At 33.3% G+C, this 13,082-nt stretch carries 12 protein-coding genes; 6 read left to right on the top strand and 6 right to left on the bottom strand.

Annotated features, from left to right (window positions below; genetic code table 11):
- Positions 1–148: 148 nt before the first annotated feature.
- Together IWX80_RS04750 and IWX80_RS04745 are read right to left on the bottom strand one after the other, a co-directional pair.
- Positions 149–757, bottom strand: coding sequence for a superoxide dismutase (locus IWX80_RS04750; protein WP_196852365.1), 609 nt, complete (start codon positions 755–757; stop codon positions 149–151).
- A 308-nt stretch (positions 758–1,065) separates the two neighbouring features.
- Entirely contained in the window at positions 1,066–1,749 is a 684-nt protein-coding gene (locus tag IWX80_RS04745) for a ComF family protein (protein WP_196852364.1), read from the bottom strand.
- 97 nt (positions 1,750–1,846) lie between these two features.
- On the opposite strand from IWX80_RS04745, the gene IWX80_RS04740 reads away from it, so the two are divergent.
- Complete coding sequence (locus tag IWX80_RS04740; protein ID WP_196852363.1) at positions 1,847–3,388, top strand: glycine--tRNA ligase; 1,542 nt, start codon at positions 1,847–1,849, stop codon at positions 3,386–3,388.
- 55 nt (positions 3,389–3,443) lie between these two features.
- Here the strand turns inward: IWX80_RS04740 and IWX80_RS04735 are convergent, their stop codons facing one another.
- Entirely contained in the window at positions 3,444–3,980 is a 537-nt protein-coding gene (locus IWX80_RS04735) for a DUF3575 domain-containing protein (RefSeq protein WP_196852362.1), read from the bottom strand.
- Between the two features lie 469 nt (positions 3,981–4,449).
- On the opposite strand from IWX80_RS04735, the gene IWX80_RS04730 reads away from it, so the two are divergent.
- The 4 genes from IWX80_RS04730 (at position 4,450) to IWX80_RS04715 (ending at position 8,578) form a co-directional block, all read left to right on the top strand.
- Complete coding sequence (locus IWX80_RS04730; RefSeq protein WP_196852361.1) at positions 4,450–5,262, top strand: LytR/AlgR family response regulator transcription factor; 813 nt, start codon at positions 4,450–4,452, stop codon at positions 5,260–5,262.
- Between the two features lie 176 nt (positions 5,263–5,438).
- The gene (locus tag IWX80_RS04725; RefSeq protein ID WP_196852360.1) at positions 5,439–5,720 is read left to right on the top strand and encodes a 3-oxoacyl-ACP reductase; all 282 of its coding nucleotides are present in this window, start codon (positions 5,439–5,441) and stop codon (positions 5,718–5,720) included.
- Between the two features lie 95 nt (positions 5,721–5,815).
- Complete coding sequence (locus tag IWX80_RS04720) at positions 5,816–7,858, top strand: tetratricopeptide repeat-containing sensor histidine kinase (protein WP_334682218.1); 2,043 nt, start codon at positions 5,816–5,818, stop codon at positions 7,856–7,858.
- Between the two features lie 24 nt (positions 7,859–7,882).
- Entirely contained in the window at positions 7,883–8,578 is a 696-nt protein-coding gene (locus IWX80_RS04715; RefSeq protein ID WP_196852359.1) for a response regulator, read from the top strand.
- A gap of 58 nt (positions 8,579–8,636) precedes the next feature.
- Here IWX80_RS04715 and thiL read toward each other — a convergent pair whose 3' ends face one another.
- Positions 8,637–9,683, bottom strand: coding sequence for a thiamine-phosphate kinase (gene thiL / locus IWX80_RS04710; RefSeq protein WP_196852358.1), 1,047 nt, complete (start codon positions 9,681–9,683; stop codon positions 8,637–8,639).
- A 107-nt stretch (positions 9,684–9,790) separates the two neighbouring features.
- On the opposite strand from thiL, the gene IWX80_RS04705 reads away from it, so the two are divergent.
- Positions 9,791–10,723, top strand: coding sequence for a 1-phosphofructokinase family hexose kinase (locus IWX80_RS04705; protein ID WP_196852357.1), 933 nt, complete (start codon positions 9,791–9,793; stop codon positions 10,721–10,723).
- A gap of 79 nt (positions 10,724–10,802) precedes the next feature.
- Here the strand turns inward: IWX80_RS04705 and lepA are convergent, their stop codons facing one another.
- Together lepA and IWX80_RS04695 are read right to left on the bottom strand one after the other, a co-directional pair.
- Positions 10,803–12,599, bottom strand: a complete 1,797-nt coding sequence (lepA, locus tag IWX80_RS04700; protein ID WP_091166283.1) for a translation elongation factor 4 — start codon at positions 12,597–12,599, stop codon at positions 10,803–10,805.
- Positions 12,600–12,709: 110 nt separating this feature from the next.
- Positions 12,710–13,081: a hypothetical protein gene (locus tag IWX80_RS04695; protein WP_196852356.1), complete on the bottom strand. Its 372-nt coding sequence runs from the start codon at positions 13,079–13,081 to the stop codon at positions 12,710–12,712.
- Position 13,082: the final 1 nt, after the last annotated feature.

Raw genomic sequence — 13,082 nt, 5'->3', positions numbered from 1 at the left:
GAAAAAAGACGAATAAGCCAAGAGTTTATTCGTCTTTTTTGATATAAAATGTGGGCAAACTATAAGGCATAAAAAAAATAGACAAATTAACTTTTAAGTTATTTTGTCTATTCTCTATATTCTTTATTCTAGGTTTTTTGCAAAAAAACTATTTCTCTAGAGCAAATCTTCTTGAAACTTCAGTCCAGTTAATTACATTGAAAAAAGCTTCGATATAATCTGGTCTTCTGTTTTGATAATGTAAATAGTAAGCATGTTCCCAAACATCCATTCCTAAAATTGGAGTTCCGCCACAACCTACACCTGGCATTAATGGATTGTCTTGGTTTGGAGTTCCGCAAACATCTAATTTTCCACCTTTATGAACGCAAAGCCAAGCCCATCCAGAACCAAATTGTGTTGCTCCAGCTTTGCTGAAACTTGCTTTAAATTCTTCAAAAGTTCCAAAAGAAGCTTCAATTGCATCCAATAAATCTCCAGTTGGAAGTCCGCCACCGTCTGGTGTCATTACAGTCCAGTACAAATTATGATTGTAAAACCCACCACCATTGTTACGAACTGGCATGTTTTTCATATCAAGATTAATCAAAATATTTTCGATAGTCTTACCTTCCATATCCGTCCCTGCAATAGCAGCATTAACGTTGGTAATGTAAGCGTTGTGATGTTTCGTGTGATGAATTTCCATCGTGCGCGCATCAATATAAGGTTCTAATGCGTCATACGCATAAGGTAATTGTGGTAATTCAAAAGCCATAATATGATTGTTTAATGATTTATAAATATTTATTCAAATTTAAACATTAAACTTTGGAAACGGAAATTCTATTTCGTTATAATTTCATTAAATTAATTGATAGTGTGCTCTTTGGAGTTGTAACAGACTTGTTTTCAGGAGCTATTTCCTGCTTTTCGCTACAATCTTTCCAGTTCTGAACTTGTTTCAGAATCCTGAAACAAGTTCAGGACTAGAAAGGATTTTCACTTTAATCAGGGCTAAAAAACGGTTGTACTTTAGAATGCCATTCTGTTTTACATACCCATTTTAGAATATAAATTACCAAATTATGATTGCGCCATTGCCATACATACAATGCTGATTTTTGCGCCAGGGATTTTCAGTAATGCTCTGGAACAAGCTTCTAGTGTTGATCCTGTTGTAATAACGTCATCAATTAAAAGGAAATGTTTATTGTGGTCTTTTTCAGTAAAGGAAACATCAAAAGTGCTTTCGATTCCTTCTGTTCTGCCTAATAAATTTTTCTTAGATTGTGTTTTCGAGTACACATTTCGAACCAAAATAGAATCATTATAATCGATATTTAAACCAGATGAAAGTGCTTTTCCAAAAGCGGTAACTTGATTGTATCCTCTTTCTTTTAGTTTTCTTCGGTGCAATGGAACCGGAATAATTTCATCAACAGTTTGTAATAAAGTAATTGTTTTTAAATCTTCGGCATACCATTCACCAAGAATTGCACCTATTTCTTCATGCCCTTTGTATTTCAAATTATGAATGAGCTCCTGTACAATTCCTTTTTTATGAAAATAAAATAATGCCGAAGTATGCACTACAGGAATTCGCCCATAAAACTTTTTGAAAGCATCATTCTCTGGGTTTAAGTGATGATTCGTCAGCGGAATATCGTGTCGGCAAACCGTGCAAATCACATTTTCATTGGACAATAAAAAAGAGTTGCAACCGGAACAGACTTTTGGAAAAAAGAGATTAATAATGCTTTCAAACATGTAATCAGGGATTTATTTATAAAAATAGACAAATCAATGCTTCAATCTTTAACAATTTTCTTTTTTTTAAGTTCACTTTTTATATTTTTGCATCATTATGGCAAAACAAGAAGATTTATTTAAGAATGTAGTTTCGCACGCAAAAGAATACGGATTTATTTTTCCGTCAAGCGAAATATACGATGGTTTAAGTGCAGTCTATGATTATGCACAAAACGGAGTAGAATTAAAAAAGAACATACGCGAATATTGGTGGAAAGCAATGGTTCAAATGAGCGATAACATTGTAGGTCTTGACGCGGCAATTTTGATGCATCCAACTACTTGGAAAGCATCTGGCCACGTTGACGCTTTTAACGATCCATTGATAGACAACAAAGATTCAAAAAGAAGATATAGAGCCGATGTTTTGATTGAAGATTATGCCGAAAAGCTAAATCAAAAAGCAATCAAAGAAATCGAAAAAGCAAGAGCTCGTTTTGGTGATGCTTTCAACGAACAGGAATTTGTTACCACAAATGCCCGTGTCATGGAGTACAAGGCTAAAGAAAGAGAAATTCTTGAAAGAATGGCGCGTTCTTTAGGAAATGAAGATTTGGAAGATGTAAAAGCATTAATCGAAGAACTAGAAATTGCTTGTCCCGAATCAGGTTCAAGAAATTGGACTGAAGTGCGTCAATTTAATTTGATGTTTGGAACAAAACTTGGTGCTTCAGCGGATTCTGCAATGGATTTATATTTGCGTCCGGAAACAGCTCAAGGTATTTTTGTGAACTTCTTGAATGTTCAAAAATCAGGAAGAATGAAAGTTCCTTTTGGAATTGCACAAACAGGAAAAGCATTCAGAAATGAAATTGTTGCGAGACAATTTATTTTCCGTATGCGGGAGTTCGAACAAATGGAAATGCAATTTTTTGTACGTCCAGGCGAAGAAATGAAGCATTATGAATTCTGGAAAGAAGCTCGATTGAAATGGCATTTATCACTTGGTTTAGGAAGAGAAAATTATCGTTTCCACGATCACGAAAAATTAGCACATTATGCGAATGCTGCGGCTGATATTGAATTTAATTTTCCTTTTGGATTCAAAGAATTAGAAGGAATTCACTCTCGTACTGATTTTGACTTGAAAGCACACGAACAGTTTTCTGGTAGAAAATTACAATATTTTGATGCTGAATTGAATCAGAATTATGTTCCTTATGTAGTGGAAACTTCAGTAGGATTAGATAGAATGTTCTTGGCAGTTTTCGCCACTTCATTAAAAGAAGAAACGTTAGAAGATGGTTCGACAAGAACGGTACTGAAATTACCTTCGGTTTTGGCTCCAACAAAAGCTGCTATTTTACCATTAGTGAAAAAAGACGGATTACCGGAAATTGCACATAAAATCATTGACGATTTGCGTTGGGATTTCAACGTGGCTTATGATGAAAAAGATGCGGTAGGTAGACGTTATAGAAGACAAGATGCTCTTGGAACTCCATTTTGTATTACTGTTGATCATCAAACAATCGAAGATCAAACGGTAACAATTCGTCATAGAGATACGATGAAACAAGATCGTGTGGCTATTGCAGACTTGAAAGCTATTATCGAAAATGAGGTTTCAATGAAAAACTGGTTGATGAAAATGTAATTATTTTTGATTTATATAAAAAAAGCTTCTCGATTGAGAAGCTTTTTTTATGTTTTTAAAATCGGTAACCTAAAGTTATTCCGCCTCGACCAACAACCTCTGGACTATTATCACTTAATAAATTGCGTCCTATTCCAGCATTGATTTCAAAGACAAATCCTTTTCTGTGAATCCATTTAGATCCTAAGCCAAAACCAAGAGCAAAATCAGTTCCTACTTCATCTGCTACAAAATTAGTTACAGTCGTTCCATTATCGTTATAGTATGTTGTATAACCGTGATCTACATATGAATTTAACATCGCAAAGCCTTCTACAAAAAATCCAGCTGCTGGTTTTTTTCCAAAATAAGCTCTGTAATATGGAGTAAGGCTAAAATTAGTTTCAAATTCATCTTCAGCCACAAAGAATAGAGAAACTCCAACTCCGGAATCCTCATTTAGTAAACGTTCATAAGTTAGTTCAGCTGCGCCTAGAACCAAAAATAATGCGTTACCTTTTAATTCATTTCTTTTGAAATCGGTGGTTTCTTTTTCTTGGCTAAAGCCAAATAAAGAGGAAGTTAAGCATAGTAAGACAAATAGTTTTTTCATAGTGTTTGTTTTTTTGCATAAAAGTAAGATAAATTTGTAAAAACATAAATATTAACTTTAATTTTTTGATGGTTAATTCGGATAAAGGAATTGTTAATAGAGTCCGATTACTCTTTTGCAAAATCAAGAAATTAAGGAGCATTTTTTGGATGGAAATTATTGATACTTTCAAAAAGATGTTTTTCCAGTTGTAATTTTCTAAATGCAATAAATTATTTACTTCTTTCGAAATAAAAAATAATGCTCTTTATCGGATATATTTGCACTTCATCTTAACATGTCAACATTTGTTAAAAACATATTAACAAGAGATACGTAAAAATTGTTAAATGCTTATTTTTAGAATGTTAAATAATAGTTTTTTGTTTAATTAGTTTCCCAAAATCACCAATATTACTTAATAGTTTAAAGTGAATTTATACTTTAGATGTATTGCGTAATGCCTTAAAATTCCAGGAAAAAACCATTGATGAAGTATTCGTACATTATTATTGACGACAATCAAGAAAGTGTTTTGAAAACTAAAGCAGTAGCTGATTGTTTTTCAGAACTTGTTTTTGTAGCATCAGTAAACAATTACGAGGAAGGTGTAAATCTCATATTAGATCAAAATCCGCAACTAGTTTTTCTCGAAATCGATCCTGTAGATACAGCCAGTAATTTGTCTTTGGCGTTGATCAATGAACTGCATAGGTATTTAAAAGTCATCCCTAAAATTATCATTACAACGAGGAAAAAAGATTTAGCTTTTGAAGCTATAAAATATGAAGTAACGGATTATTTGATAAAACCATTGGTTAAAATCGATTTGGTAAAACTGATCTTGAAATTAAATAAATTAAAGGCCGAAAATGTTGTCGATTTGGAGGAATCTGTAATTCAGGATGATAAACCAATTTTTATCGCGCAACCCGAAAGCATAAATCAAGGTCAATCGTTGACATTGTGTATTAAGTCCTATGGAGATCACCGTTATATTGCGGCAAAAGACATTTGTTATCTTCGAGCGGATAATAATTCAACGGATATTTATTTAAATAATGGCGAAATGATTACCGCATTCAAAACATTAAAGCATTTTGAAGGTGTTTTGTCCTATCCTTTCATCAGAATACATAACAGTTATATTGTCAATAGGAGTTATATCTCCAGAATTCACAGTGGGAACTCTGTGTGTTATATTAAAAACAGTCCTGTCAAACTTCCTTTTTCTAAGTCTTATAAGAAAAATATAGACCTAATTATCTCCGAATTTGCCAACGGAAATTATTTAGAAATCTAAAATAATCCATTCACCCAGATTTGACATTCATTCACTCTCATTTGGGAGTATTCTACCATATCTGCTTTTTTTTGTAAGAAAAAGTGAAGTTGTCTGTGTAGTTTTACAAAAGAATTCAACGCTAATGTGATTCTAAAACAAACAAAATCAAACAACAACATAAAAATCCCCAAATTATGAAAAAAGCAATTTTAACAATCGGATTGTTCTCTTTAGTAATGGTATTAACTTCATTTACAACATCAGAAACAGATATTAGTATCGATGGTAAAAAATCTAATTTAGAAATTAATGGTGCTCAATCAGCAGGAGGAAACAAGAAATTAGACATAAACGGTGCTCAATCAGCAGGAGGAAACAAAAAATTGGATTTTATTGATGTTCAATTGAGTGGAGCGAGTCAAAAGTTAGATATTAACGGTGCTCAATCGGCAGGAGGAAATAAGAAATTAGATTAGATATAAAATTATTGTCATATAAATAGAATGTTAAAAAAGGCTGTCAAATTAATTTGACAGCCTTTTTTTATTACAATAGTTTTATTTTACTATTTTTGGTAAAAACTCATGATAAATTAGTGAAAAAATTTTGTTTAATACTATTGTTATTTCTTTTTTGGAATTGTTCAAAAAAAGAAAGTTTAATTACAGGTTTAAATATACCAGAAGATAGTTTGTTAAATCTTTTATCATCATCAAATAATCTTAATTTTCCATTAAATAAGAGAAAAGAAAATACCCAAAAAGCTTTAGATATAATTATTAACCAAACAAATGATTCGCTTAATAGAGTTAACTTGTTCAGAGTTGCTAACCGTTATTACAATGTTAACGACTGGAAAGGTTATAAAAAAACTGTAGATTTAGCATTAGAAAGATCTCAATTAAGTAGAGATACAATAAATACAGCTAAATCATATACTTACTTAGGGGATTATTATGGAGTGCAGTTTGTCTCAGATAGTGCCTTTTTTTATTACTCCAAAGCTGAAAAAATATATATTAGACTTGGGGACAACTATAATCTTGCTAGAACGTATTTGAATAAATCCTTACTACAGTTTAATGAGAGCGATTTTTCTGGTAGTGAAATTGCTGTATTCAATGCCTTACGGGCTATAAAAGAGGATAAGGCTGACGATATAATTTACGAATCTTACAATCTTCTGGGAATTGTTTACAATGAAAAAGAAGAGTATGATAAGTCGATAGAATTCCATACTAAAGCTTTGGAAAGCCTTGAAAATAAAAACATTCCGACACAGTATCAATCTAAGGCAACGTCGTTAAATAACATTGGCTATGTTTATCAAAATTTAAAAAGGCATGAACAGGCAATCCCTTTTTTTCAAAAAGGATTGAAAGAAAAGAGTTTAATTAATGATAAACCATCCTTATATGCTATGCTGTTGGATAACTTAGCCTATTCTAAATTTAAATTAAAAGAATTCGACGAGCTTCCTGCTTTGTTTTATCAATCTTTGAAAATTAGGGATAGTTTAGAGCTGACAGCTGGAATTATTAATAATAAATTACACCTTTCAGAGTATTTTGCATATAAGGTAGATACTGTTAAAGCGTTAAAATATTCTCAAGAAGCTTTACAGTTGTCTAAAAGTTCAAAAAATTATAGAAACGTCTTAGCTTCACTTAAGCAATTGGCTACTATTGAGCCTCAAAAAGCCGCTATATATACTAAAGAATATATCCATATTAACGATAGTTTGCAAAAAGCAGAACGTAAAATGGGTAATAAATTCACCCGAATAGAATACGAAACCGAGGAAATAAAAAGTGAAAATACCGACTTAGTGCAACAAAATAGAAACTTACTATATTTTTTCACTGGTTTAGCGATGCTCGGTTTGTTTTCGTTTGTCATTAAAACACAAAAAGCAAAAAATAGAGAACTTTTATTCAAGCAACAGCAACAAATGGCAAATGAAGAAATCTATAATTTGATGATTTCACAACAAAATTCAATTGAAATAAATAGAATTAAGGAGAAAAAAAGGGTAGCGCGCGAGTTGCATGATGGAGTATTGGGAAGGATGTTTGGTGTGCGAATTAATTTAGATAGTTTGAATAAAATTCTAGATGAGACCGCCGTTGAGAAAAGAAACAACTATTTAACAGAATTAAAGAATATTGAACAGGACATCCGTGAGATTTCTCATGATCTGAATAGAGAAAAATCAGAATTAATTAATAACTTCGTCGCCATAGTTGATAATTTATTCGAAGAACAAAAAAAGACACATAAATCTAGGTTTGTTTCCAATATTGATCCAGCTATAAAATGGGAATTGGTGAGTAACTCCTTGAAAATTAATTTTTATCGTATTCTGCAGGAGGCACTTCAAAATATTAATAAATATGCTAATGCGAATATCATCAAAATTGAACTGAAAAAAGTAGAGGATCACTTGATTTTAAAAATTACCGATGATGGTATTGGTTTCAATGTTAAAACAGCTAGAAAAGGGATTGGCCTCCAAAATATACTTTTTAGAGCTAAAGAATGTGATGGTGTTTTTGACATAAAATCATCAAAAGGCGAAGGTACAATCATTACAGTTACAGCCCCAATAGAATAAAAATAAACCTACAATTTATAAAAAATGACGATTGATTCAGTTGATACATTAACAACAAAGAACAAAATAATAATAGTTGACGATCATCCTTTTATCATAGAAGGATATAAAAATGCAATTACGAGATATAATCCTGATGAGTTTGAGTTTTCTATAACAAAGGCTAAAGATTGTGAATCAGCATACAATATTATTACAAATCCGGATGTAGATGCGTTTGACATCGCTTTCTTGGATATTAGTATGCCTCCTTACGAAGAAAAAGGAATTTACAACGGAGAGGATTTGGCTAAATTGATTTCTGAATACATGCCAAACTGCAAAATTATTTTGCTGACCATGTATACAGAATTGTTAAAGATTAAAACTATTATCAAAACAATTAATCCTAGCGGTCTGGTTATAAAAAATGATTTAACTTTTGATGAATTACTTTTTGCCTTTGATAAAGTTATAAAAGATGAAACATATTATAGTGAATCTGTTGTGAAAATGCTGAATTTATCTGAGGAAAATACGATAGAAATTGACCAAATAGACAAACAAATCTTGTTTCATATATCCAAAGGAACTAAACTTAATGATATACCACAATATATTCCAATTTCGTTGGGCGCCATCGAAAGAAGAAAAATAAATTTGAAAGAGCTTTTGAAAGTCGAGGAAGGCAGCGACATTGACTTGGTCCGAGAAGCTAAAAATAAAGGGCTACTTTTTTAGATAATCATAAACAAAAAACGACACTTAATAGGTGTCGTTTTTTGTTTAGGAAGAAAATTTATTGAGTCAAAGCATCCCAACCACGAGCTTTCAAAGCAATTTTTGTATTGGCACGAGTAACTAAATGTATGCCTTCACTTTCTTGTGTCATGTGTCCAATAATAGTGAAATTTGGATTTGCTTTTATTTTTTCAAAATCTTCCATAGCAATGGTGAAAAGCAATTCGTAATCTTCACCGCCATTTATGGCAACTGTTGTGCTGTCAATATTGAATTCCTCGCATACATTAATAAATGTTGGATCTATAGGTAATTTGTCTTCGTATAAATTACAACCCACTTTAGACTGCTTGCATAAATGCATAATTTCAGATGATAATCCATCAGAAATATCAATCATTGAAGTTGGTTTTATTTCTAAAGCATGTAATAAAGTTCGAACATCTTTACGTGCTTCCGGTTTCAATTGACGTTCTATAAGATATGTATACGCATCTAAATCAGGTTGTGAATTTGGATTCACCTGAAAAACTTGCTTTTCTCTTTCTAAAACTTGCAATCCCATGTAAGCAGCACCAATATCACCGGTAACCACTAATAAATCAGTTTCTTTGGCACCGTTTCTATACACAATCTCTTCTTCATCTGCTTCGCCAATAGCGGTAATGCTGATAATTAATCCTTTTTGGGAGGAAGTCGTATCACCACCTATAACATCGACATTATATTCGCGGGCTGCATGCGTAATTCCTTCAAATAATTCATCCAACGCTTCCAGTGGAAACCGATTGGAAACCGCAACAGAAACCGTGATTTGTGTTGGTTTGGCGTTCATCGCACAAATATCTGAAACATTGACTACAACTGCTTTATAGCCCAAATGTTTTAAGGGCATGTAAGCCAAATCAAAATGTACTCCTTCAATCAGTAAATCCGTAGAGATAACGACCTTTTTATCTTTGAAGTCCAAAACGGCAGCATCATCGCCAATCCCTTTTAGAGTAGAAGGCTGATTGATTTCAAAGTTTTTTGTCAAATGGTCTATCAATCCAAATTCTCCTAATTGGGCAATACTTGTACGTTGTGGGGTTTTATCTTCGATCATTATTTTTTATTGTTTTGAGATTGCAAATATACAAAGAAATATTCGCCTCTAATTGTATCAATTTTCGCCATTTTTTTTGCATCTTTAAGTAATTAAAATCATCAACAATGGAATCATTTGATATCGTTACTATAACAGTTAACTCGGCTTTGGATAAAAGCACCCATTTTAAAGGCTTGGTTCCTGAACAGAAAATTAGATGTGAGGAACCGCGCTTTGATGCTGGTGGAGGCGGAATCAACGTGTCTAAGGCAATTTCCCGTTTGGGCGGAACTTCATTGGCAGTTTTTACATCTGGCGGACCTACAGGTAAAATGCTTGAAGAATTGGTTGCTAAAGAAGGAATTGCCTATGAAGCTGTTGCCGTTGAAAGTTGGACCAGAGAAAGTTTTGTTGCCGTGGATGATAATACTAATTCTCAATACCGATTTGGATTTACCGGTGGAAAAATTTCCGAAGAAGAAAGCGAAAGAATTTTAGAAACCATAGCAGCTTTAAAACCAAAATTCCTAGTAGCCAGCGGCAGTTTGAATGAAGGTTTGTCAGCCAATTTTTATTCAAAAATCGCAGAAATTGCAAAAAAATCAAATGCTAAATTAATTGTGGACACTTCAGGCGAAGCACTAAAAAAAGCCTTAGAAGTGGGTGTTTATATGATCAAACCAAATGTTGGTGAACTTGCAAAACTAATTGGCGTCGAGCGATTGGAACTGGAGGAAGTAAATGAAGCCGCAAAACAAATTATAGCTAAAGGTGGCGCCGAAATCGTAGTTGTTTCCCTTGGTCCGCAAGGTGCAGTATTGGTTACAAAAGATGATTACGAATTTGTTCCTGCTCCCAATGTGGCCAAAAAAAGTACAGTAGGTGCTGGTGACAGTATGGTTGGCGGAATGGTTTGGGCACTTTCGCAAAATAAAAGTCTGAAAGAAGTCATCCGCTGGGGAGTTGCTTGTGGATCGGCGGCAACGATGAATGAAGGAACCCAATTGTTTAAATTCGAAGATGCTAAACGATTGTTTGAATGGTTGAAGAATAAATAAAAACAAAAAAACCTGACAATTTTAACATCGTCAGGTTTCTTCTATTTTCTATTCTCTTTATTCTCTCTTCGAAAATAAATTAGTCATTCAATTTCAAAACAGCCATAAACGCTTCTTGCGGAATTTCAACATTTCCAACCAGTCTCATACGTTTTTTACCTTTTTTCTGTTTTTCCAATAATTTACGTTTACGCGAAATATCTCCACCATAACATTTAGCGGTAACGTCTTTACGCAACGCTTTTATTGTTTCACGCGAAATAACTTTTACCCCAATTGCGGCTTGAACAGGAATGTCAAATTGTTGGCGTGGAATTAATTCTTTCAGCTTTTCACACATTTTTTTACCAATTGAATACGCGTTATCAGCATGCATCAAAGAGGACAAAGCATCAACGATCGTTGCATTCAATAAGATATCCACTTTAACCAAATTAGAAGTTCGCATCCCAATTGGCGTATAATCAAAGGAAGCATATCCTTTAGAAACGGTTTTCAAACGGTCATAAAAGTCAAATACAATCTCTGCCAAAGGCATGTCAAAAGTCAACTCAACACGTTCGGTAGTCAAATATGTTTGATTGGTAATCAACCCACGTTTTTCGATACACAAACTCATTACATTTCCAACATAATCGGATTTGGTAATGATAGTTGCTTTTATAAAAGGTTCTTCAACATGATCTAAACGAGAAGGCTCCGGCAAATCCGAAGGATTGTTTACGATAAGTGGTGTTGTAGGATCTTTTTTGGTGTAAGCCAAATAAGAAACGTTGGGAACGGTAGTAATCACAGTCATGTTGAACTCTCTCTCCAAACGTTCTTGGATAATTTCCATGTGTAACATTCCTAAAAATCCGCAACGGAAACCAAATCCCAAAGCGGCTGAACTTTCGGGTAAAAACACCAACGAAGCATCATTCAACTGCAGTTTTTCCATAGAGTTTCTCAACTCTTCATAATCTTCAGTATCTACAGGATAAATCCCTGCAAAAACCATTGGTTTCACATCTTCAAAACCAGTAATTATATTGGTAGTCGGGTTTTTCGCATCTGTTAGCGTATCACCCACTTTTACTTCTTTTGCTTCTTTAATTCCAGAAATTAAATATCCAACATCACCTGCAGAAATGACTTGTTTTGGAACCTGGTTTAGTTTCAAGGTACCAATTTCGTCTGCAAAATATTCATTTCCGGTTGCCATGAATTTTATCTTTTGGCCTTTTTTTATTTGTCCGTTTTTCACACGGAAAATAACTTCGATTCCGCGAAACGGATTGTAATGTGAGTCAAAAATCAATGCTTGTAACGGCTCATCTACATTTCCTGATGGCGGCGGAATTTTTTCGATAATTGCTGCCAATATATTTTCAACACCAAAACCAGTTTTACCCGATGCGTGAATTATGTCTTCTAATTTACATCCAAGTAAATCAATAATATCATCGCTTACTTCCTCAGGATTGGCACTTGGTAAATCGACTTTATTCAAAACTGGAATTATTTCCAAATCATTTTCTAAAGCCAAATATAAATTAGAAATCGTTTGTGCTTGGATACTTTGCGCTGCATCTACAATCAAAAGTGCACCTTCGCAAGCTGCAATCGAACGAGAAACTTCATACGAAAAATCGACGTGTCCTGGAGTATCAATCAAATTCAGAATGTATTCTTGCCCTTTATAGGTGTATTCCATCTGAATCGCATGACTTTTTATGGTAATCCCACGTTCGCGCTCCAAGTCCATATTGTCTAGCAATTGCGCTTTTTCCTCACGAGCAGTAACGGTTTGTGTTGCGCCTAATAATCGGTCAGCAAGCGTACTTTTTCCGTGGTCAATATGTGCAATTATGCAAAAATTCCTTATGTGTTTCATTTTCTGTATCTGTCAATTTTACTGATGCTCTCGCATTTAATTTGCAAATATAAGGTAAAAGTTTGACAGTTGAATTCGATTTAATTATGTGGTGTTTGAAAAATTAAGAATTAAGGATTTGTATGCTTGTAATTGAATTTTGCTTTGTAAAAAGTAGTGTCTGTTATGGAGAAATTGACTCTTCGGTTGTCTTGGTTTTCAAATTCTAAACTGTCATTTACCATAAATTTTATTTCAGTAAACGTATAACCAGTTTCAAAAGTAATGGTTAACTGGTATAGACTGTCTTTTTTAATGGCCCTCATTTCACTGCTTTTACTCCATGATAAGGGTTTATCATTCCCTTTTATACCCACAGTTTTAATGTTTTTTATTTCGGATGCATCCAATGTAAAAACAACTATTTTGTGATACGTTTTTTGAACGCAACTTGTCAAAATTAAAGAAAGTAGTAGTGCTATTATTGCTAGTTTAGTTTTCATA

Source organism: Flavobacterium sp. CAN_S2 (assembly GCF_015752255.1).
In the GTDB taxonomy this organism is placed as follows: Bacteria; Bacteroidota; Bacteroidia; order Flavobacteriales; family Flavobacteriaceae; genus Flavobacterium.
Note: the sequence above shows the minus strand (reverse complement) of the source record. Positions and strands in the feature narration are given on the sequence as shown.